This is a genomic window from Virgibacillus flavescens (assembly GCF_050574275.1).
Lineage (GTDB): Bacteria > Bacillota > Bacilli > Bacillales > Amphibacillaceae > Virgibacillus_F > Virgibacillus_F flavescens.
Genome location: NZ_CP192260.1, coordinates 1284758 through 1308426 on the forward strand (window position 1 = coordinate 1284758; position 23669 = coordinate 1308426).

18 protein-coding genes are annotated in these 23669 nt (G+C 42.1%); 17 read left to right on the plus strand and 1 reads right to left on the minus strand.

What is annotated here, in order from left to right:
- Positions 1-255: 255 nt before the first annotated feature.
- From VBD025_RS06280 to VBD025_RS06340, 13 genes are all read left to right on the plus strand, one after another.
- Positions 256-1290, plus strand: a complete 1035-nt coding sequence (locus VBD025_RS06280) for an ABC transporter ATP-binding protein (RefSeq protein WP_430791290.1) — start codon at positions 256-258, stop codon at positions 1288-1290.
- Positions 1250-2224 (plus strand): ABC transporter ATP-binding protein, encoded by a 975-nt coding sequence (locus VBD025_RS06285; protein ID WP_430790370.1) that lies wholly within the window; start codon positions 1250-1252, stop codon positions 2222-2224. The genes VBD025_RS06280 and VBD025_RS06285 overlap by 41 nt, the downstream gene beginning before the upstream one ends.
- Before the next feature lie 408 nt (positions 2225-2632).
- On the plus strand, positions 2633-4246 hold the full coding sequence (gene ggt, locus VBD025_RS06290; protein ID WP_430790372.1) for a gamma-glutamyltransferase: 1614 nt from the start codon (positions 2633-2635) through the stop codon (positions 4244-4246).
- Positions 4247-4280: 34 nt separating this feature from the next.
- Entirely contained in the window at positions 4281-4874 is a 594-nt protein-coding gene (locus VBD025_RS06295) for a chromate transporter (protein WP_430790374.1), read from the plus strand.
- Positions 4871-5401, plus strand: coding sequence for a chromate transporter (locus VBD025_RS06300; protein WP_430790376.1), 531 nt, complete (start codon positions 4871-4873; stop codon positions 5399-5401). Before VBD025_RS06295 ends, VBD025_RS06300 begins: the two co-directional genes overlap by 4 nt.
- 723 nt (positions 5402-6124) lie before the next feature.
- Positions 6125-7321, plus strand: a complete 1197-nt coding sequence (locus tag VBD025_RS06305) for a M20 metallopeptidase family protein (RefSeq protein WP_430790378.1) — start codon at positions 6125-6127, stop codon at positions 7319-7321.
- A gap of 4 nt (positions 7322-7325) precedes the next feature.
- Positions 7326-8630 carry an amidohydrolase gene (locus VBD025_RS06310; protein WP_430790380.1) on the plus strand — a complete coding sequence of 435 codons (1305 nt, stop codon included), beginning with the start codon at positions 7326-7328 and terminating at the stop codon, positions 8628-8630.
- 40 nt (positions 8631-8670) lie between these two features.
- Positions 8671-9954, plus strand: a complete 1284-nt coding sequence (locus tag VBD025_RS06315) for a hypothetical protein (protein WP_430790382.1) — start codon at positions 8671-8673, stop codon at positions 9952-9954.
- Positions 9955-9980: 26 nt separating this feature from the next.
- The gene (locus tag VBD025_RS06320; RefSeq protein WP_430790384.1) at positions 9981-11504 is read left to right on the plus strand and encodes an AbgT family transporter; all 1524 of its coding nucleotides are present in this window, start codon (positions 9981-9983) and stop codon (positions 11502-11504) included.
- A gap of 548 nt (positions 11505-12052) precedes the next feature.
- Positions 12053-12277, plus strand: a complete 225-nt coding sequence (locus tag VBD025_RS06325) for a DUF1659 domain-containing protein (protein ID WP_430790386.1) — start codon at positions 12053-12055, stop codon at positions 12275-12277.
- Positions 12278-12312: 35 nt separating this feature from the next.
- A complete protein-coding gene (locus tag VBD025_RS06330) occupies positions 12313-12531 on the plus strand; it encodes a DUF2922 domain-containing protein (RefSeq protein WP_430790387.1) in 219 nt (72 codons plus the stop codon).
- A gap of 214 nt (positions 12532-12745) precedes the next feature.
- On the plus strand, positions 12746-12886 hold the full coding sequence (locus VBD025_RS06335; RefSeq protein WP_430790389.1) for a YvrJ family protein: 141 nt from the start codon (positions 12746-12748) through the stop codon (positions 12884-12886).
- Positions 12887-12932: 46 nt separating this feature from the next.
- Entirely contained in the window at positions 12933-13238 is a 306-nt protein-coding gene (locus tag VBD025_RS06340; RefSeq protein WP_430790391.1) for an AbrB/MazE/SpoVT family DNA-binding domain-containing protein, read from the plus strand.
- An 81-nt stretch (positions 13239-13319) separates the two neighbouring features.
- On the opposite strand, the gene VBD025_RS06345 is transcribed toward VBD025_RS06340, so the two are convergent.
- Positions 13320-13778: a hypothetical protein gene (locus VBD025_RS06345; protein ID WP_430790393.1), complete on the minus strand. Its 459-nt coding sequence runs from the start codon at positions 13776-13778 to the stop codon at positions 13320-13322.
- A gap of 120 nt (positions 13779-13898) precedes the next feature.
- Between VBD025_RS06345 and VBD025_RS06350 the strand changes: the two genes are divergently transcribed.
- The 4 genes from VBD025_RS06350 to VBD025_RS06365 all read left to right on the plus strand — a co-directional run bounded on the left by VBD025_RS06350 (position 13899) and on the right by VBD025_RS06365 (position 23653).
- The gene (locus VBD025_RS06350) at positions 13899-14699 is read left to right on the plus strand and encodes an alpha/beta fold hydrolase (RefSeq protein ID WP_430790395.1); all 801 of its coding nucleotides are present in this window, start codon (positions 13899-13901) and stop codon (positions 14697-14699) included.
- 66 nt (positions 14700-14765) lie between these two features.
- Positions 14766-15692: a nuclease-related domain-containing protein gene (locus tag VBD025_RS06355; RefSeq protein ID WP_430790397.1), complete on the plus strand. Its 927-nt coding sequence runs from the start codon at positions 14766-14768 to the stop codon at positions 15690-15692.
- Positions 15693-16548: 856 nt separating this feature from the next.
- A complete protein-coding gene (locus VBD025_RS06360; RefSeq protein ID WP_430790399.1) occupies positions 16549-21192 on the plus strand; it encodes a cell wall-binding repeat-containing protein in 4644 nt (1547 codons plus the stop codon).
- 169 nt (positions 21193-21361) lie between these two features.
- Positions 21362-23653, plus strand: coding sequence for a cell wall-binding repeat-containing protein (locus tag VBD025_RS06365; protein WP_430790401.1), 2292 nt, complete (start codon positions 21362-21364; stop codon positions 23651-23653).
- Positions 23654-23669 lie beyond the last annotated feature (16 nt).

Genomic DNA, 23669 nt, shown 5'->3' on the forward strand with positions numbered 1-23669 from the left:
GGATCAATCCTCGCAACTTCGAATATACTTCGCTTTCCGCGGGCGAGTGTCGAGCCTCTTCGGACTAACGTCCTTCAGGGTCTCGCCGATCTCTTACTTCCCGCAGGAGTCTACGTATATTCGAAGTTGCTAAGTAAGAGTGAATAGTGATTATCTAAAAATCTACCAGTTTTTCAATAGAGTTTGTGAATGTTCAAGAATCATTTTAGAAATAATTATATGTAAATCTATTAGCACAAATTGGCAAAAGAGGTGATGAAGGTGGAGAATCAGCTCGAGGTAAAAGAGCTTTGTGTACAGTTTCGGAATAGAAAAGGAACCGTTTCGATATTGGATAAGATCGATTTCTCTGTAAAAAGAGGTGAGACCCTTTGCATCGTTGGTGAATCCGGGTGTGGTAAAAGCCTGACGTCACTGGCAATCATGGGTTTACTTCCTAAAAACGGTGAGGTATCAAGCGGCGAGGTCCTGCTTGAAGGTGAAGACCTTGTTCACAAAAATATGAAAGAAATGAGCCGGATTCGCGGCAATGAAATGTCGATGATATTTCAGGAACCGATGACATCCCTCAATCCCGTGCACACCATCGGGAGGCAGGTAGCGGAATCGGTGAGGATCCATCAGAATGCTGGCAAAAAAGAGTCGATTGAACGAGCAATTGAAATGCTCCAGCTTGTCGGAATTCCTTCACCAGAAAAAAGAATAGACGACTATCCGCACCAATTAAGTGGTGGAATGCGACAGCGTGTGATGATTGCCATCGCGCTTGCCTGCAATCCAAAGCTATTAATTGCTGATGAACCGACGACGGCGCTTGATGTAACGATTCAGGCGCAGATTTTGGAACTGATGAACAGTCTGAAAGCTAAACTTAACATGTCGATCATGATGATTACCCATGACCTAGGTGTGGTATCGGAAATGGCGGATAAAGTGCTTGTCATGTACGCTGGAAAAGTTGTGGAATACAGCACAGCGAAGGATTTATTTGATAACCCGATGCATCCGTATACCCGCGGTCTAATTGAAGCAATTCCTAAGATGGGAGTGGAGCAGGAAAGCCTTGCTGTTATCAAAGGTACTGTTCCAAGTCCGGGCAATATGCCTGTTGGCTGCCGTTTTGCGGATCGCTGTCCATTCGCTAAAAGCATGTGCCATGAAGAGTCACCGGAATTAATCGGCGAATCCGATCACCAGGTAAGCTGCTGGATGTTCACAGATAGATGGCCAGAAGAGGAGGGGAACGGTTATGTTAGTGGAGAAGAACCAAGAGAAGCTGCTAGAAGTTAATGGATTAAAGAAGTATTTTGAAAATGGCAAAACGCTTGGCGTTAAGAACTATATTAAAGCGGTGGACGATCTCTCCTTTTTCATCTATGAAGGCGAAACGTTAGGCGTGGTTGGTGAATCCGGCTGTGGCAAGTCGACAATGGGACGTGCCGTTCTTCGCCTGCAAAACCCAACTGCCGGAGATACTATCTTTGATGGAGAAAATATTAACCATTATAATAAGAAGAGATTGAGAGAATTACGTAAAGATGTTCAAATGATTTTCCAGGATCCATATGGTTCCTTAAATCAGCGAATGACAGTAGGATCCATGTTGAGCGAGATTATTAAGACACATCATATTGTACCGAGAAAAGAAATAACGAGCTATATTCACGGACTGCTGCAAGATGTTGGTCTGAAACCGGAGCACTACTGGAAGTATCCGCATGAATTCAGTGGCGGTCAGCGTCAGCGAATTAGCATTGCCAGAGCACTTGCCGTGAAGCCGAGATTAATCGTGTGCGACGAAGCGGTTTCTGCACTCGATGTATCTGTTCAAGCCCAGGTGCTCAACTTACTTCAAAAACTGAAGAAAGAGTATAACCTGACGTATTTATTTATTTCGCATGACTTATCCGTGGTAAAACATATCAGTGACCGTGTAGCAGTAATGTACCTCGGTCAAATCGTTGAACTGGCTGATAAACATTCCATGTACCAAGAACCACTACATCCATATACACAGGCACTGTTATCGGCAATCCCTACAGTAGGAAATGAAAAGAAACGTGACCGGGTTATTTTAAAAGGCGACGTACCAAGCCCATTAAATATCCCAACAGGCTGCCGTTTCCACACCCGCTGCCCAATTGCCCAAGAACACTGCAAAACCCAAACACCCGAATGGCGCGAAGTAAGAGATGGCCATTACGTAGCCTGTCATGAAGTGTAGAGGAGAGCTAATTGATTTTTATCACTAAAATCTTTCTGTTATAGAGTTGAATTACAAACTAAACTTTTGGACTCTACGGTGCGTGCGAATCAATGGCCACTGAAAAAGTGGTAGATGTTAAAAATTTATTATTCCACCTTAACCTAGCATCATCGAATATATGAAGACTCCTGTGGGAACAGCGCGAGCTGAAGATCCCGCAGGAAAGCGCTCTTTGCTTATCCGAGGAAGCTGAAGCCGTGCCCACGGAAAGCGAAATATATTCGATGATGCGAAAATAGATCCACTTATTTCGTACTTCATGTGACTTTTTCAGTGGCTACGACTACGTCGTAAAAAAATCACAAATCTTGAGTGTAAAACTGAAAACATCAAAATTAACAAGTAACCATACAAGGAGTGTACCCTATGAAATCGTTTAACCATCCAGCACATCCATACCCAACAACCAGAAACGCAGTATATGGCTCCAAAGGCATGGTCGCAACATCACAGCCACTTGCCTCACAAGCGGGCCTTGATATTTTGAAAAAAGGCGGAAACGCAATCGATGCCGCAATCGCAACAGCAGCCTGCCTAACAGTCGTAGAACCAACATCAAACGGCATTGGCGGCGACGCATTTGCATTAGTTTGGACCAAGGGTGAGCTACATGGACTGAACGGAAGCGGACGTGCTCCGAAAAACATATCAATCGATGCAGTCAAAGAAGCAGGACATGAAGAAATACCGAAATACGGCTGGACCCCTGTAACCGTTCCCGGCGCACCAGGCGCATGGGCTGAACTATCGAATAAATTTGGAAAACTGCCATTAACCGAAGTGCTCGAACCAGCGATTAATTATGCAACAGAAGGTTACCCCGTTTCCCCGACATTGGGCAAGTTTTGGAAAAAAGGCTACGGCGTTTTTAAAGAAAAATTAACCGATGACGTATTTGCAAACTGGTTTAACACATTCGCACCAAAAGGACGTGCACCGGAAATTGGTGAAGTTTGGTCCTCAAAAGACCACGCTGAAACGCTGCGTTTGATTGCAGAAACGAACGCAGAATCATTTTACCATGGTGAACTAGCTGAAAAAATTGCCGAGTTCTCGAAACAAAATGGTGGTTACCTTACAGCTGAAGATCTTGCTGCACATGAAACAGAGTGGGTAAAACCGATCAACGTAAACTATCGTGGCTATGACGTGTGGGAAATTCCTCCGAACGGACAGGGAATTGTTGCACTTCAGGCACTAAATATACTTAAAGGATTCAAATTTCCTGAGAAAGAATCTGTGGACACCTATCACAAGCAAGTCGAAGCTATTAAGCTAGCATTTGCTGACGCGCATAAACATGTGACCGAAGAAGCGCATATGAAACACAGCACTTCCGCACTGTTAAGTGAAGAATACGCTGAAGTACGAAGAAACTTGATTGGTGACGAAGCACTGCAGCCGGAAGCGGGTGAGCCATCCTCAAGTGGTACCGTTTACCTGGCAACAGCAGACAACGAAGGCAACATGGTGTCCTTTATCCAAAGTAACTACATGGGATTCGGCTCCGGTTTAGTGGTACCAGGTACCGGAATTGGGCTGCAGAATCGGGGGCATAATTTTTCGCTGGATAAGGAGCATGTGAATGCGCTTAAAGGTGGCAAAAAAACCTTCCATACGATTATTCCAGGATTTTTAACGAAAGATAAGCAGCCGGTTGGGCCGTTCGGTGTAATGGGCGGATTTATGCAGCCGCAAGGACACGTGCAAGTTATGATGAACACCATCGACTTTGGTCTGAACCCGCAAGCTGCACTCGACGCTCCCCGCTGGCAATGGATGAAGGATAAAACCGTCGAAGTGGAAAACAGATTTCCGCATCACCTTGCCCAGGCACTAGCAGATCGGGGCCATGACATAAAAGTCGCACTTGAGCCAAACAGCTTTGGACGTGGTCAAATCATTTGGCGAGACCCGGAATCGGGTGTACTGGTAGGTGGCACCGAGTCACGTACGGATGGTAATGTTGCCGCATGGTAATGATATGTCACTCTAACCAAAAGGAAATAGACTTATGAAAACACAATGGGACTTGTTTATAGCCTTTTTTCGAATAGGCATGCTTGGCTATGGTGGCGGACCAGGTTCCATTCCGCTTATCCATAAAGAAGTAGTCGAAAAATACAAATGGATGAGCGATGAAGAATTTGGTGATCTGCTGGCTCTTGCAAATACATTGCCGGGGCCAATCGCAACCAAAATGGCAGGCTATATTGGGCACTATGTTTCCGGTTTGATCGGAATGATAAACGCAGTTCTTGCAACAATCATTCCTACGATAGTATTGATGATTGTTCTGCTGACATCGCTCTCATCAATCGATGATATGCCATGGGTTCAAGGTATGACAGCAGCTGTGATACCAGTAGTCGGCGTCATGCTGGCGGTGCTGACATGGCAGTTCTTTCAAAAAGCAGGAAAAGGCATGGGCTGGACGCAGACAATTTTGATGTCAGCGGGACTCTTTGTTTTATTATATTTCTTAAATGTTCATCCAGGCATCATGATTGGACTTTTAATTGTAGCTGCGCTGGTTAAGAAAGATAAAAATAACGAGGGAGAACAATCGGTCCAGCATGACGAGAAGAAGGCTGGTGAGAGGTCATGAAGTACTGGCATATATTTTTAGCCTTTTTCATTCCAGGGATTCTTGGTTATGGCGGCGGTCCTGCTTCCATTCCATTAGTTGAAAATGAAGTCGTGAAACGGTACGAATGGATGAGCGTTCAGGATTTCAGTGAAATGCTCGCACTCGCAAATTCGCTCCCCGGCCCAATCGCCACTAAAATGGCAGGATATATCGGGTACGATGAAGGCGGCGTGCTAGGCGCGTTAGTTGCAGTATTTGCCGCGGTCGCTCCATCCTTAATTATTATGATCTTACTGCTTGGAATTCTTTATAAATACAAGGATTCCGAAAAGGTGAAAAGACTGACGCAATACGTACGACCGGTAATTGCAATTCTACTAGGTATCATGGCGTGGAAATTCTTCAAAGAATCATACGTCGGAATCGGCTTTTGGCAAACAGCACTCATTACAATCAGCAGTTATTTGCTAATCGAACGCTTCAAAGTACACCCCGCATTTGTAATCGCCGCAGCCTTAGCTTACGGCGGATTAGTACTTGGATAACGAATGTCGCTAACCAGTTTATTCTGGTGGCGGCATTTTTTGGTTTTGGTTTGGTTAATTATTGTTTTGGGTTTGGTTAATGAAGGTCCGTTTAATTGTGGGTGGAGTTGTGGTGAGTGAAGTGAGGGTGTGGCGGTGTGGGTGGCGGTGCGGTGCGCGAAATTGGCATATTGGCGCGCGATAATTGTTGCAGTATGCGCGATTTCTGCTATTGGGTGCGCGACTTTCTGAGGTTCGTGCGCGAATATCAATGAGCAGCGCGCGATATTCTAGCCACCATGCGCGAATTCGGCCGAACTACGCGCGATTCTCACTCTGGTCGGCATACATTTTTAATTTAATGAAGTGCCGGTTAAAACCTGGCGGAGATCGCGCGTAGTTGGATTGAAAACGCGCAAGCCTAAGATGGAATCGCGCATCCATGGTTAAATATCGCGCGCCTCCCGTTAATAGTCGCGCGTGGTCTATCGGAAATCGCGTACACCCAAGCAGTATTCGCGCGCTAACCTGCCATAAACGCGCAACCCACGGCCGAAATCGCGCACACACCCGGTCCTCGTAACCAGTCTAAATACGTTTATTATTTTTTTGATATTTCTGTTTAACTAAAGTTTTAAAATATTATATACAAATCAAACTATATTTTGTATAATCTTATTAACGGTTTATTAAAGGAAGTTTTCCGTTAATCGTTTTTTGTAGAAAGTTTGAGGAGGAAGCATCGTGAACAGTACAATCGAGAAACATCTATTAAAAATTAAAGAAGAAATTATACATACAAGACGGCATTTGCATCAGCATCCTGAGGTTAGCAATGAGGAGGTTGAGACGTCCAAGTTAATTCAGGTGAAGTTAACGGAATATGGTATTCCGTTTGAAAGTGGTTTTGCGAAGAATGGTGTTTTAGGAATTATTAAAGGAAGTAAGCCGGGTAAGACGGTAGCTCTTCGCGCAGATATGGATGCGCTGCCGATTCAGGAGTTAAATGATCATGATTTTATTTCAACTCATGCGAATGCCATGCACGCTTGCGGTCATGATGCGCACACTTCCATGCTGCTTGGTGCCGGATATATTTTGCAGCAAATGCGTGAAGAAATTCATGGTACTGTATTGCTTGTTTTTCAACCGGCGGAGGAAAACTCGCCAATCGGTGGGGCCAGCGTGATGATGGATGATGGCGTGTTTGATACATATAAACCGGATGTTATTTATGGACAACATGTCTGGCCGAATCTGCCAGTAGGTACGATGGGGATTCGTGATACGAAAATGATGGGTGCGACGGATCGTTTTAAGTTAAAAATTATAGGTAATGGCGGTCATGCCAGTATGCCGCATCAGACGTGTGATGCGATTGTGACGGCTGGTCATATGATAACTGCGCTGCAAACGGTCGTTAGCCGTAATGTTGATCCGCTTGAACCGTCTGTTATATCAATTGGAAAGATAAACGGTGGATATACGCACAATGTGATCGCTGATCAGGTTGTGCTAGAAGGGTCGATCAGATCGTATTCTACAGAAGTGAAAAAAACGCTGAAAGGTCGCTTCCATAAAATCGTGGAACAGACTGCCGATATGTTTGATTCAGACGTGGAAATTGAGTATTTTGATGGCTATCCTGCCACGATCAATACGCCGAAGTGGGCGGCAGTAGCTCGAAAGTCAGCGCAAAGCGTATTGGGAGATGCGGCAACCCCAACGGTCGAACCGTCTTTAGCTGGAGAAGATTTCAGTCGTTTTCTAGAAGCGTATCCGGGAGCATTTATTTGGCTTGGCACGCAAATTGACAACAAAGAAGAACAGCGACCGCTTCATGATCCAAGGTTTAAGCTAAATGAAGATGCATTGCAACATGGGAGCGCGGTCCTGGTGCAAATCGCAATCGACACACTAGATAAATTAAGAGAGGAATGAATGTATGACCGATAAGTTTGTAGAGAAAATGATTCCGAAACTGACAGAATGGCGGCGTACATTCCATCAATATCCTGAACTTGGTTTTATGGAGTATGTCACCACGTATAGGCTGGGGAAATACCTCAAGGAGTTAGGTTTCACGATTCATCTTGGGAAAAACGTCATGGAAAAAGAATCGCGACTCGGGATGCCGTCTGATGCTGAACTTTTGACGCAAGAAGAAGCAGGTTTACAAAATGGAGTGGAGGAAGCGTGGCTCGAAGAAATGAAAGGTGGATTCACTGGACTCGTCGCAACATGGGACACCGAAAAACAGGGAGATCATGTTGCGTTTCGCTTCGATATTGACGCACTGCCGATTAAAGAAGCGAAAGAAAACCACCATCTTCCGTATAAAGAAGGTTTTGTGTCCGGTAATGAAGGCGTCATGCACGCTTGTGCGCACGATGGCCATATGACTACTGGACTTGGTGCGGCGACTTTTATTGCCGAAAATCATAACAACCTGAAAGGCAGATTCACGCTGCTCTTCCAACCAGCAGAAGAAGGTGGACGAGGAGCGAAAGCCATGACAGATAAAGGGTGGCTTGATGATGTTGATTATTTTTATACAGGACACATTGGTATCAGTTCACTGCCAGTTGGAACAGTGGCAGCAACCATCACAGGATTCTTAGCGACTACGAAATTAAATGCTGATTTTTCAGGTGTGGCATCACATGCTGGAATGAAGCCGGAGCTTGGAAAAAATGCATTAATAGCTGCAGCTACTGCGGCGACAAATCTGTATACGATAGCTCGTCATAGCGACGGGATTAGCCGGGTCAACGTTGGTAAAATTGTTGCTGGAAGCGGGCGGAATGTTATACCAGACGAGGGGCATTTGGAGATTGAGGTCCGTGGGAAAACGAAAGAAATTAACGACTATATGCTCGTTGAAGCAAAGCGAATCATTAAGGCGGCAGCGGATATGTATGACGTTAGCGTGAACGTGGAGATTGTTGGCGGTGCAGAGGAAATTAACTGTGACGATGAAGTGATTTCGGTAATGGAACGAGGTAGGGTAGCGGATAGCTGCCTGAAAGAAGTGCTTCCGACGATAGAAGTCGCTGGTTCTGAGGATGCAAGTTACATGATAAACAAGGTTAAGGAAAATGGCGGAAAGGCAACGTACATGCTGTTTGGAACAAAGCTTGATTATCCGCATCACCATCGGCAATTTGATTTCGAGGAATCCACATTGGCAGTAGCGCTAGAAACATATGTATCTATTATAAAGGGGGGATCGACGCTCGAACCCCACTAGTAAACTGCTGAATAACTAATCTGAGAAACAGGTGAATAAAATGAAAGTGCGAATTGGTGTCATTGGTCCAGCTGATTCCATGCAGCGGATCATGTACGTGGCACAAGAATGTGACGATGTGGAATTTATTCCGTGTATCTATAAGAATTTAAGCGATATTAACGCGTTGCTTGAAAAAAACAAAGGATATGTGGACCAATGGCTGTTTTCTGGCGTGTTAAATTTCACATACGCGAGCGAAATGAAATTAATAACGGACGAGATAGCCAGTTTTCCTCCACTGCATGGATCGAGTTTTTTTGGCACATTGCTGGAAGCGCAGTTAAACGAGAAGAAGGTTTATGAAAAGGTCAGTATTGACACGATTGCCGAAGAAGAATTAGCAAAAATCCTGTCTTACTATAAATTGGAGTCATTGCACTATTACAGTACCCCTTTTAAAGGGTATCAACATACTTCCAGTTTTATCGATTTTCATAAACAGCTGTACGATGAAGGGAAAATTGAAGTAGTTATTACCCCAATCAAGGAAACATATTTTGGATTAAAAAAATTAGGTATTCCGGTTTATCGGGTTACACCATCGTATCTTTCCATTCAATTGACCATTCAATTATTGAGAGAACGAGCGCAGTCAAACCGGTACAAGAATGCACAAATGGCAGTGGTCGGCTGTAAGATTGAGTTTAATTCAGAGAAACAGGACGACTTGTATTATTCCTTTAAAATGAAACACTTTGAACTTGATTTAAAACGCTCCCTGCTGCTGCTAACTGAAAAAGTTAATGGCTCGTTAATGCATTTAGGCGATGGGTTGTTCTTTATTTTCACAACAAGGGGGGAAATAAAGGGAGAGACAGAAATGGAATTATTCCATTTAATTAACGATGTTAAAGCTCAATCGAATATAAAAATGGAAATAGCTGTTGGTCTTGGAGAGACGGTTTCGCAAGCCGAGCAAAATGTCCGGTACGGATTCCGAAACAGTAAAACTGAAGAATCTACGATCGTGATGATCGATGAAAACCAATCGATTAGTTTGAAAAACCCTAGGGAAACAGATTTTTCCTACAAGACGATGGAGATCAACAAGGATCAAAACAGCGTCAATCCTGCTGTTATTTCCAAAATTCAATCGTATGTCAATCAGTACAATCGAAGCGAGTTTACTTCACAGGATCTGTCACGATGGTTAAAAAGCACGGAACGAAATGGCCGCAGAATTTTAACTTTGCTTGATCAAGCGAACATAATCGAAGCGTGCGGGAAGGCTCAGCAAAGTGAACGAGGAAGACCAAGAAAGGTTTACCGCTTTATAAAATAAGTTCTTAATTTGAAAGGGTGTATTCCATGTCAGCAAAAGGTAATGAAGCTAAAAATTCAAGAATGACTGGATTTCTTAATGTCATTGAACGTGCAGGAAATAAATTACCCGATCCCTTTATGCTGTTTGTCTATTTAGCAGCTATTGTAATTGTATTGTCGTCGATTATTTCCCTGTTTAATGTAACATTTACCGTTCCTGGAGCGGAGGAATCATTAACGATTAAAAGTTTGCTCACTACTGAAGGGTTACAATACATACTGACTTCGATGCTCGATAACTTTGTCGGTTTCGCGCCGCTCGGAATAGTATTGGCAATGATGCTCGGTATTGGACTTGCGGATAAAGTGGGGTTACTTGAAACAGCAATTAAGAGCACTATTTTAAAAGCTCCAGCTTCGCTCATAACTTACGCAGTAGTTTTTACAGGAATAATGGGTAATATTGCGTCCGATGCAGCTTTCGTAATTATTCCGCCACTTGCTGCCATGGTATTTTATAATGTGGGAAGACATCCACTCGCAGGTTTAGCAGCAGGATTTGCCGGCGTTGGGTCCGGTTTCACCGCCAACTTTATGATTACCGGAACAGATGCGCTGCTATCAGGTATTTCTACCGAGGTTATGCAGACAATTGACCCGAATATTGTGGTAACCCCAGTAGATAACTGGTACTTTATGATTGTATCTGTAGTCTTTTTATCGATTGCAGGCGCGCTGGTAACGGAAAAAATAGTAGAACCGAGACTCGGTGAATACACCGGTAAAGTGAAAAAGGAATTCGTACCTGTAACCTCGTTAGAGATGAAAGGATTCCGAAACGCAATTATTGTTGGTACAGTCTTTATAGCGCTGATCGTGCTTGTTATACTGCTTCCGAATTCCCCATTAACAAATGAAGAAGGTGGCATCGTACCATCTCCATTTTTAGATGGTATTGTACCAATCATTCTAATCTGGTTTATAGCAATAGGTATAGCGTATGGTAAAACTGTTGGAAAGATTGAAAGTTCGAAAGATATCGGTGGATTTATGGGCGAATCGATGAAAGATATGTCCGGATTTATTGTATTAATATTTGCCGCAGCACAGTTCATTGCGTACTTTGAATGGACAAACATGGGATCATGGATTGCTGTTAGTGGAGCAAACTTCCTAGAATCACTCGGATTTACCGGACTTGCAGCAGTAATTGGATTCGTGTTATTAACCGCTGTAATGAACTTATTAATCTTTAGCGGCTCAGCACAATGGGCACTAGAAGCACCTATTTTCTTAAAAATGTTCTACTTCTTAGGATATGAGCCTGCATTTATCCAGGCATCCTACCGCATCGCTGATTCATCGACTAATATCATTACGCCGATGAATCCATATATTATTATTGTCCTTGCATTTATGAAGGAATATGACAAAAAGGCTGGCCTCGGAACCTTAATAGCACTAATGCTGCCGTACAGCATCGTCTTCTTAGGCACGTGGATTATCCTGTTATTAGCGTTTGCTTTATTAGGAATCCCGTTTGGTCCGGGGATTGGTGTTTATTATTAAATTTAGTTGACGTAGTCGGTGGTGGTGGTGGTGGTGCGCGATTTTGGCAGGTTGGCGCGCGAATAATGGTGCAGTATGCGCGATTTCTACCACTGGGTGCGCGAATTTCTGTGGTTCGTGATCGAATATCAATGTGCTGCGCGCGATATTCAGGCAACGATGCGCGATTTCTGCCGGACTACGCGCGATTCCCACTCCAGTCGGCATACATTTTTAAGTTAATGAAGATCCGGTTAAACCCGGGCGTAGATCGCGCGTGGTTGGATTGAAATCGCGCGAGCCTAGGATGGAATCGCGCAACTAGGGTAAATTATAGCGCGCATCCAAGCAATAAACGCGCGCCACTCATCAATAATCGCGCACCAGCAACGGAAAGTCGCGCACTACCCCACACTGGCCACACAACCGCACAACAGTATTTAATAAAAACATCCTATCTATACTACAATCGTCACCAATCTAAATCTGGTGGCGATTTTTATTTTTTTATTTACTTGCCACCTTTTCACTGTGTGATTCGATTGTAGTAGTGAAAGGAGGTGAGGAACATGGCAATCTCAAATTTGGAAAATTCAACACTACGTTTAGTCTTCAACGACGGCGTGGATGGTATCACTGGTAAGGAGATCTTCAAATCGAAGAGCTTCAACAACGTAAAACTTGCAGCTACTGCAGACCAGTTATACGCGATCTCCATCGCACTTGAGCCGTTACAGCAGCGTGTTCTTTTCAAAATAGAACGCAACGACAGCTCCGAGTTACGTCAGCAGTAACAAGCGTTTAAATCAATAGGAAAGGAGGGATTCTGATGGCGAAGAAATTGGAAATGAAATTTGAGAACGAAGACGGCAAAGTGGTAACGTACACACTTGATAACCCGATTGAACCTGTTGATACCGCTGCAGTGGAAGCTGCAATGGATGAAATCATCACGCAAAACGCGTTCACATCATCTGGTGGCGATTTAGTTGCGAAGAAAAGTGCACGAATCGTTGAACGTAACGTATTAGATATCGACTTAGCTTAATTAAAAGACCAGCGACAAGAAGTGACATTCTGGCGCTGGTCTTTTTGATTTCTGACTGGGAAGAGCGATAGCGTCTCCCGAGTTTGGTGATTTGTTGCCTGGGAGGGTGTTGCTATGTCCCGGATATGGTTGTATGGTCTGTCTCCCGAGTTTCATGTTAGATGGCCTGGGTCTTGCAAATTGGACCTTAATTAACTGAAAAGGAGGAAACAAAATGGAAGCATGGATAGCTTTCGTAACCGATGTTGGTTTCCCAATTGTGGTGACGTTTTACTTGCTGCACCGCATTGAAGGAAAGCTCAACGACTTAATCGAATCCATCCACGATCTGCCTGATAAAATGGTCGGTTCATAAAGAAAACTCCAGCTGCGGCTGGAGTTTATTATTTTCGTCGTGACATTTGAATAAAGTAAGTATCCACATTATAATGATTTCAAATGAGAATAAGAGGGTGTTTAATGTGCTTACTAAAGTTCAAAAATGCGGTAGTAATTTATTTGTTCGTATTCCTCAAAGTATTGCAGAAGAGTCTGGTATTGTAGATGGCTCCGAAGTTGAATTAATGATAGAGGACAAAGGTATTTCATTAAGGTTAACGCCTCTGAAAAAAGAACTTAATCTTGAAAAATTATTAGCACGTATAACGGATGAAAATCGCCATCAAGAAGTTGATTTTGGCAAACCTGAAGGATACGAGTCCGTATAACGCGTTTTTCTAGTAAATAGGGACAAAGACCAACGTCACTGATTCCCAAGTTGACGTTGGTCTTTATTACCTAATAGTGTTCTATTCCTTCACAAATCCTTCTTCATCCAAAAATTGTGCTGCCTGCTTATAGGTATGAAAAGATCCGTCTAGATTTTGTCCGGCGTATACGTTCCATAGCCCATCTTCGTACACCATCAGCAATGACTGGTTGTTTGCATTGATCCATGTTTCATCGTCCGGAATTACTTCCGCGTTTGCTTCAGGTGAAAGCGAATTGATGGCTTGTTGAACGATATCTTTTAGCTCAACCTCTGAGAAGTCGCGAATATTGACCATTCCTTTGTTGTCGGTCGGATAACCCGGAATGTATTTCGCATATACAAACCCGTTCCCATTTGGGTGCAGGTGCTGAACTACTATTTTCTTGTCTATCGCACTTTCTTCATAGTGAAAATTAATGCGTCCCATGGATATTTGCTTTTGTTCGAGTTCAGGAAACGCGTTGATAATGGTTAGTTTTTCTTCAAATGTTAGCATAATTCCTCCGTTTACTATCTTTTTGACTTAACTATAAGTATACCATTAAAGTATGGATTGTATTAATTCCTATTTTCGCACATAGAATGGTTTTAGAAAACGAATAGGAGGAATTGAAAAATGTCTTTTGTACATTTAGATTCTGAAACGACGCTTTATTATGAGGATCAAGGCGCGGGGCAGCCGGTTGTTTTCGTGCATGGCGTCATGATGAGCAGCAAATTCTTTCATAAACAAGTGCCATATTTTAAAGAGAACTATCGCTGCATTATATTGGATCTGCGGGGGCATGGGCAGTCTGCAAAGGTCGAACACGGACATACGGTTGCTCAGTATGCGCGGGATTTGAAGCTGTTTTTGGAAAAACTCGATTTAGAGGATGTTATTTTGGTCGGCTGGTCGATGGGTGCATTTGTATTGTGGGACTACGTAAATCAATTTGGAACGGAAAACATTAAGGCGCTGACGATTGTTGATCAGTCTCCGTCGGACTACATTTGGCCCGGCTGGGAGTATGGCGCATTTAACTTCGATGCGATTAAGGGAGTTATGCAGGCAATCCAGGAAGACCAGCATGGTTTCAATAGTGAATTCATCTACGGTATGTTCAAGGAAAAGCCCGATCCCAGCGAACACGAATGGATACTGAATGAAATGAACAGTCTCCCTGCCACTATTGAAAGTACGATTGTATTCAATCAGACGGCAGTGGATTATCGGGAAACAGTCGCAAATGTAGATGTGCCGACGTTGATTTGTTTTGGAACAGTTGGATTTTTCCCGATCGAAGCGGGGGAGTATATACAAACGCGCATACCAGGGTCGAAATTAGTAGCTTTTGAGAATAGCAGCCATCTGTTGTTCCTGGAGGAGACGGATAAATTTAATGCGGAACTAGATACGTTTTTTAATAGTTTATAAGTTGGGCTGGATACTTTTTCCTCTCTTTATTATATAATACTATCTAAATAAAGAGAGGAGAAAGTTATGATCATAAAATGGCGAACAACCCCGATTGAAATCCACGTATTGGAGGCGCTCACGCGCAGACTCCCGAGGTGCGACAGACGTATTGAAGAAGACCTGGCATTTTGCCAAAAGGGCTATGAAGGCGAAAAGAAAGTAGATCGCTTCACCAACTCACTTCTGAAAAACAACTTCACGATTCTCCACGATGTATACATCCAGCATAACGGCGCGTCCTTCCAGATTGATACGCTGATCATAGGACCATATTGCATTTTCGTAGTGGAAATAAAGAATTATGCAGGTGAAGTAACGTTTGACTTCAACTTAAATCAATTCACACGCGAACTTAACGGGAAATTAACCGGTTTCCGCAATCCCATCATTCAGGCAACCACAAATTCAATTCTCCTAACGGAATGGCTCACGGACCACGAAATTAGTGACGTTCCAATTTATTCACTTGTCGCACTCAGTGATCCGAGCACCATTTTAAAAATCCTCCCCGAAAATAGTGAATTTCCAAACGAAGTGATGCACGGCGAATATCTTGCCCAATATATTCTTAAAGAAAAAGGTAATCCACATGGATACCTTCACCAAAAAATTGGTGCGGTGATTTTGAATGAATGCGGAACGTTTAACTTCGATTACAAGCACAAATATAAAATTGAATGCAAAGATATTTTATGCGGTGTACAGTGCCCCACTTGCGGAAGGTTGGGCATGAAGCGGATACATAATAAGTGGATCTGTGAGAAATGCTCTATAACGTCAGCTATTGCCCACCAATCAGCATTAACGGACTATCTGTTATTAATAAAACCATGGATTACAAATTCGGAATGTATGCGCTTTTTGGGATTTAACTCCAAAAATGTTGCTACTAAACTATTAAAAGAACAAAAACTGAAATACGATAAGGATCGTAGAAGGTGGCATTTATAAAAAATCTAATTAACAGTCCACGTTAGTGGATAGTCGGGAGAGATCATATTAATTAAGGGCGACACTAACCTTCGGCCGGGAGAGAGCTTCCTGAATTCAGGCCACATTTCTTTCTATTCGGGAGAGAGCTTCCAAATCTCGTGCGACAACCACTCCGCCGGATTTGTTTGCGCAGTCTCCCGAAAGCGCGAAACTGTCGCCCGAGCGATGGAAGCAGTCTCCCGAGTCCGCGAAACTGTCGCCCGAGCGATGGAAGCAGTCTCCCGAGTCCGCGAATGTGTCGCCCGAGCGATGGAAGCAGTCTCCCGAGTCCGCGAATGTGTCGCCCGAGCGATAGAAGCAGTCTCCCGAGTCCACGAATGTGTCGCCCGATCGATAGAAGCAGTCTCACGAGTCCACGAATGTGTCGCCCGAGCGATGGAAGCAGTCTCCCGAAAGCGCGAAACTGTCGCCCGAGCGATGGAAGCAGTCTCCCGAGTCCGCGAATGTGTCGCCCGAGCGATAGAAGCAGTCTCCCGAGTGCGCGAAACTGTCGCCCGAGCGATGGAAGCAGTCTCCCGAGTCCGCGAAACTGCCGACTAAATCTTAAACCCAGTCCCGCATTATACAGCAAAACGACAAATTTCTACTATTAATAAAACACCTGTATATAAAGCTTTGTAACAAGTTAATCGATTAAAATCGTTATCCCAATTCCCCAAAATTATCATCATTCTATTTATTTGTGAGAAAATTTACAAATTTAATTGACTTTCTTTTTCAAATATTTTAAACTATAGGTGCTATTGTGTCATAATATGGTAAAAGGGGAGGGGACTCTATAAAGGTTTATAAATAAGATAGGGGGAAAATATTCATGTACAAGTTTCGGAGGATTTTTTCGGTTGTCTTGATTGCTTTCTTAATTCTGTCAAACGGGACATTTGCTTTTGCAAATACAAACTCAAATGCGAGCTCGGTTGATGTAAGTAAATTAAGTAAAACAAGCCAGCTGGACAAGCTTAAGAAGATTGAAGACCCTGCTTTGGATGCTAACTTTAAAGATAGCGATAAAGTACGAGTAATTGTTGAATTAGATGGAGAAACACCTTTGCAATACGCAAATGATAAAGGTGTTATGTACAAACAACTTGATAAGGCAACTAAAGACTCGCTAACTAGTAAAGTTGAAAAACAGCAAAAGGCTGCAAAAAATGCAATTTCATCAAACGGTGTTGACATAAATTATAATTACGACTATACAGTTTCATTTAATGGATTTAGCGGGGAAGTTAAATTCGGAGAAATTGAAAAAATTGAAGCTGTAGCAAATGTGAAAAATGTATACTTAGCAAATGAATATAATCGTCCTGTAATCGAGCCTAATATGGATACTAGTCATGATTATATCCAATCTCGCAGCACGTGGGCGGATGAAAACTTGAAAGGTGAAGGAATGGTAGTAGCGGTAATTGATACTGGCGTTGACCCTTCCCATAGAGATTTTGTATTAAGTGAAGGCACAGAAGAAGAACTGACGAAAGAAGAGGTTGGTACGGTCGTAGATGAAAGTGAACTAAAAGGGAAATATTACACAGAGAAAGTACCTTTTGGCTATAATTATTATGACCAAAATAATACAATTCTTGATCTTGGACCGGCGGCTTCCATGCACGGTATGCACGTTGCTGGTACAGTAGCTGCAAATGGCGATACAGATAATGGCGGAATCAAGGGGGTTGCTCCTGAAGCACAAGTACTAGGTATGAAGGTATTTAGTAATGACCCTAATTTCCCTTCTACATGGTCAGATGTATATTTAGCTGCAATTGATGATGCAATTGCTTTAGGATCAGATGTACTTAATATGAGTCTTGGGTCTACTGCATCATTCTATGATGCTAATAGCCCAGAAGATCTAGCGATTACTAGAGCGGTAGAGAATGGAATCGTTGCTTCTGTTTCTGCAGGTAACTCTGGTCATATAGGTTATGGATGGGACAATCCATTTTACAAAAACCCTGATATTGGCGTAGTAGGAGCTCCAGGATTGAATCCTGATTCTATCTCTGTTGCTGCTTCCGGAAATACTGCTTATTTATATCAACACCAAATCTCAGTTGGAGATTTTGAAGGAACTGGTTATGGTATTGATGATTGGACAGATTTAGCTGCTTCTCAAGACCTTGAGGTAGTAAGCTTATCTCAATTAAAAGGTGTGGAAGAAGTTGAAGGTGAATCATGTAAAGCATGTGGTACTGCTGAAGAGTTTGCTAGTGTTGACGTTGAAGGTAAGGTTGTTTTAGTGAAACGTGGAGATCTAGCATTTATCGATAAGACAAATAATGCTGCAGATGCAGGAGCTATTGGCATTATTGTTTACGATCATGGTTTATCACAATTCTATGAAGATCAAGGTGGATGGGCAATTCCGTTTACGATGTTAAAAGCGGACAAAGGTGCAGCACTTGAAGATGTGTTAGCTTCAGGTCCGATGGAATTGAATATTTCAAAAATCAATTCAAAAGAATCACCTGAAATGGGAAGAATGACTGAATTTACATCTTGGGGTACGACGCCAAGCTTAGAAATTAAGCCGGAAATCACTGCTCCTGGTGGAAATATTTATTCAACGCTAAATGATGATAAGTATGGTGTAATGAGTGGAACGTCAATGGCAGCACCACATGTTGCTGGTGGTTCGGCACTTGTTCAACAATACTTACAAAGAGATGATAGATTTAAAGATTTATCAAATGAAGAACGTACACGCTTGGCGAAAGTGTTGTTAATGAATACAGCTGATATTATTCAGGATCTAAATGATCAGCCGTTCTCACCACGTCGTCAAGGTTCAGGTATGATGCAATTGCTGAATGCAGTTCGCACGCCTGTAACGGTTGTAGAATCTTCTTCCAATGAAGCGAAAGTAGAATTAAAAGATTTTCAATCGAAAACATTTGATATGACGTTTACTGCTGACAATATTTCAACAGAAGACGTTACGTACAAGGTAGATACGAGTGTATTAGCAGATACATTACAAAAAACTGCTGCTGATCTAGAATATAACGCGTTAATCGCAGGTGATATGAAAGACGTAAATATCGATTCGCCTGAGACGATTACTGTACCGGCAGGAGAGTCAGTTGATTTCACGGTAACAGTGGGCTTAACAAATGCTAAAATTCCAGGTCTTGATGCAGATGGTAATCCAACTACATTTGACCTAAGAGAAAATATCTTTGTTGAAGGATATGTTAAATTAATTCCTGAAGATGCTACAGTTGCTAGTCTTTCTGTACCATACGTTGGATTCTATGGTGACTGGGATGAGCCTAGAGTACTTGATGGAATTCAGGATTTAGGCGAAGAAAGATTTTACAACTTCGATGACTTATTTGGTCCTGGTGTAGGACATGATATGTTATATGGAGATGAAGGTTACTTTGTTACCCCAGTTGAAGTAGACGGTAAGAAGTATTATCCAGTTTCACCAAACGGTGATGGATTTTATGATACGGTTTATCCGCTGCCAGCATTTATGCGAAACGCAGAAGAAATGCAATTCAACATATTAGATGACAGTAACAAACAGTTACGAAGTGTATTGATCCAGCATGATGTTCTTAAAACATATTTTGATGCTGGAGACGGTTCTTATTACAGTTACAATCCAGACAGACAATGGGACGGAAAAAATCTATCAAATGTAGTAGAAGATGGCGTATACTATTATGAGATTAAATCTTTAATAGATTACGAGGGTGCAGATTGGCAATCCGATAAATATCCATTATTTGTGGATACAACTGCTCCTGAAGTAGATGCGTCATATGATGCTGACGCAGATGTGCTAAGTATTGATGCAACAGATAGTGGCGTTGGTGTACTTGAATTTGCTGTCTATCTAGATGATCAGCTGCTAGGTTATGTTACAGCAGGCGATACCACTACTGAAGTGAATTTACCAGGAGTTCCAGAAGGTAGCAAGCTTGAAGTAGTAGGATTTGATAATGCTGCGAACCAATCGAGCGACGTAGTATCATTTGGTGATAGTGAATTACCTATCATTTATGTAAATGAAACTGCGCCTGAAGCATACGGAGCGTATAATTCACTTGATGTACCTGTAAAAGGTTATATTCAAGAAGACGTTGCTTTAGAATCATTTACAATTAATGGGGAAGAAGTAGCAGTTACAAAAGATGGTAACAGATATAACTTTGAATCAGTTGTTACGTTTGAAGAGGATGGCGCAAAAGACATTCACTTTAAAGCAGTTGACAGTGCTGGAAAAGAGTTTGATATTAAACGTCCGATCTTCGTTGATACAACGAACGCGGTAATGGAGTACGATGTTCCAAAAGTTGTTGATCATGACGTTGACAGTATCACAGTTGACTTTAATCTATCAGACAACTTTAACTATCTGTCACTGAAAATTAATGATGATCACGTCTATGAATTACCATTCAAGAGCCCGGCTGACATTATCAACCCGTCAAATGAGACTGTGGAGCACACGCTTTCATTAGAGCCAGGAAATAATGAATTCACGTTGGCGCTTGAAGATGTAGCAGGAAATGTTACAGAAGAACAGTTTACGGTCTACCTTAATGAAGGTGAGACTCGTGTTGATCGTTTAGCAGGAGATAATCGTTACGAAACTGCCGTACAAGTTAGTCAAGAAGGATGGGAAACATCAGAAGTTGCAGTACTGGCACGTGGAGACAACTATGCAGATGCATTAGCTGGAGTTCCATTGTCTAAGCAGCATGATGCTCCACTTCTACTAACGAAGACTGACAAATTAGTAGATGCAACAAAAGCTGAACTTGAACGCCTTGGTACTAAAACCGTTTATTTACTAGGCGGAGAAGCAGCTATTAACGCTGATGTAGAAGCTGAGTTAGCTGAGTTAGGCATCCAAGTTGAAAGAATTGCTGGAGATAACAGATATGAAACTGCAGCAAATATTGCAGATGAATTACTAGGTGATAAATCATCTGAAGAAGTTGTCATTGTTGATGGACTTGACTTCCCAGATGCATTATCCGTAGCATCGTATTCTGCAATGAAAGGACTGCCTATATTATTAGTAAATGATAGAGGTGTACCTGCTGCTACGAAAAAAGCTCTTTACGATTTAGGTGTAACTAAATCACTAATCGTTGGTGGCGAATCAGCAGTTACGAAAGAAGTAGAAAACAATGTTCCAAATGCTTTCCGAGTTGCTGGAGATAACAGATACGATACTGCTGTAGAAGTAGCAAAACACTTTGATGCAGAATCGAATCATTATTATGTAGCGACTGGGCTTGAGTTTGCTGACGCATTATCAAGTGCGGCATTAGCTGCTAAGCAAGGTACTGGCATCCTATTAGTAGGCAAAAATGTACCAGCTAGTGTAAATGAGTTTGTTACTGATGCTGATCTTGATCTATTAACGGTAGTTGGTGGATTAACGGTAATTAGCGATGATATCAAAGCTGAGCTTAACAAATTGCTTAGTGAATAAGAAATAGAATTTTACTATCAGTACTAGGATTATCCATAGTCCTAGTACTGTTTTTTTTATTAGACGGGGGTCAACCAAATATGCGTTATGCAGTATCATTAATCATTTTTGTCGCATTCTTTTCAGTAAGCAGTATTCAACTATTTGCTGAGACGAATACAGATAAAACATGGTGAAGCTAAAACAAAATGAAACACAGGATTTCAAAAGTTACCATGTGATTGTTAATCAAGAAATACCGGAACGAAATGTATATCTGGTTAGCGTGAAACCTACGGAGAATTATTCGGAAGTATTAACTAAATTAAAAAATGATCCTAAGGTCGAGATTGCTGAGCCTAATTATATAAAAAAAATCACAGCACTACATGATGAATACAGTCAATCTCAGTGGTACTTACCTACCCTCCAATTACCAGATGCATGGTCAATTACAAAAGGTTCACCAAATACCGTGGTTGCTGTATTGGATTCTGGAATTCGTAATTCGACCGATATAAAGAACGTATTCCAAGGTGCTGATTTTGTAGATAATGATTATTCACCTAATGATCTCAATGGTCATGGAACATTTGTGTCGACTATATTAGCTGCATCGCATAATGATGAAGGAATTGCTGGGATCTCACCTGAGACTAGTATTCTGCCAGTTAAGGTAGCGGACTATGCGGGGAATGTCTCCACGTATTCTGAATACGATGGAATACAATATGCAATGGATCAAGGTGCGGATATAATTAATATGAGTTTCGGCGGATATTATTATAGTGAAATGATGGAGAATTTAATATGGGAAGCTCATGAAGCGGGTATAGTTCTAGTAGCAGCTGCCGGGAATGAATCATCAGATGATGAATATTACCCATCGTACCCAGCGACATACCCTGGAGTAATAAGTGTTTCTGCGACAAATGAATCGAACCAAAGAAGCTGGTTCTCAAACTATGGATATTCCGTTGATGTAGCTGCTCCAGGTTCCAATATAATGAGTATGGATAACTATGGGCGGTATGGAACGGGAAATGGAACATCTTTCTCTGCGCCAATTATTTCAGGTATCGCATCTCTACTCCATGGACGTAATAACAGCTGGACACCTGACGAGATTGAGTACGCTTTAGAGAAATCAGCAAAGAATTACAATGGGTTCAGATGGAATGAAGATTTGGGGTATGGAATTGCAAATGCTTATAAGGCAATAACGACGAAGATACCTGCACGCAAGAATGATAATCCGCAATATTTAAATGAAGCAACCGTATTAAAGCATGGGGAAACAATAAAAGAACCATTACAGCTTCCTCTTGATTTGGATACGTATAAATTTCAAGTGAAAAACCAATCAGAGACAAGGATTGATATCGCTAATCTAGAAGATCATATGGACGTAATTGGACTTTTGTTAAAAGACAACCTAGATGGCACTTATACGCAGGTCGATGTAATAGATGCAGGCTATAGAGGTGACGCAGAGTCTTATAATTTTAGTGCTAGTCCTGGAACATATTATTTAGTAGTAACTGAATACGATGATCAATGGTCTGATCAGTCTTATCATCTTGATTTAACCATAACTCCCCAAGCACCGGAACGCATTTATGGATTAAATCGATATGAAACGGCTATTGAAATATCCAAACAAGGCTGGGGAACGTCAGATACAGTAATTCTAGCGACAAGTTTAAACTTCCCTGATGCGCTTGCCGGAGCGCCTTTAGCCTATCAAATGGATGCACCTATTTTGCTGACAAACAAAGACAAGTTAACGGAAGTAACGAGAAATGAGATTATAAGTCTAGGTGCGCAAAAAGTAATATTATTAGGTGGGGAAAGCGCTATTGCGAAAAGTATCGAAACGGAATTAAAAGATCTTGGAGTACAAATACAGCGAATTAATGGAGAAAACCGTTACGATACAGCTGGTAAAATTGCAGACCTGATAAAAAAGCAGTCACCGCAAACGATAAATAAAGCAGTAATTGCAAATGGCAATAATTTTCCGGATGCGTTAACGGTAGCTTCTTATGCAGCTAGAAATGGTATTCCAATATTACTCTCACAGACTGAGAGAATTCCAGAAGCAACAAAGCAAGCCCTCCATGGCGTTAGCGAAACAATCGTAGTTGGTGGCGAAATGGCAATCGGCGATGCAGTTTTTGATGAGTTACCTATGCCAGATCGCGTTTCGGGTAACAATCGATTTGAAACGACGGCATCGATTATTAACGAACTGGGACTTCCGAAAGACAAAATGTTTATCACAACTGGCTTTAATTTCGCAGACGCACTTACTGGTTCAGTATTAGCAGCAAAATGGAATCGCCCAATTGTGTTAGTTAAACAGGACGATATACCAGCACCAACAAGTGAGCTGATTAATGCTAATCAAGTAAATGATTTTATCATCCTGGGAGGTCCGGCTGCGGTATCGGTAAATACAGGGTTAGACCTTCTGCGATAGCAGAACCGCGGCCCGA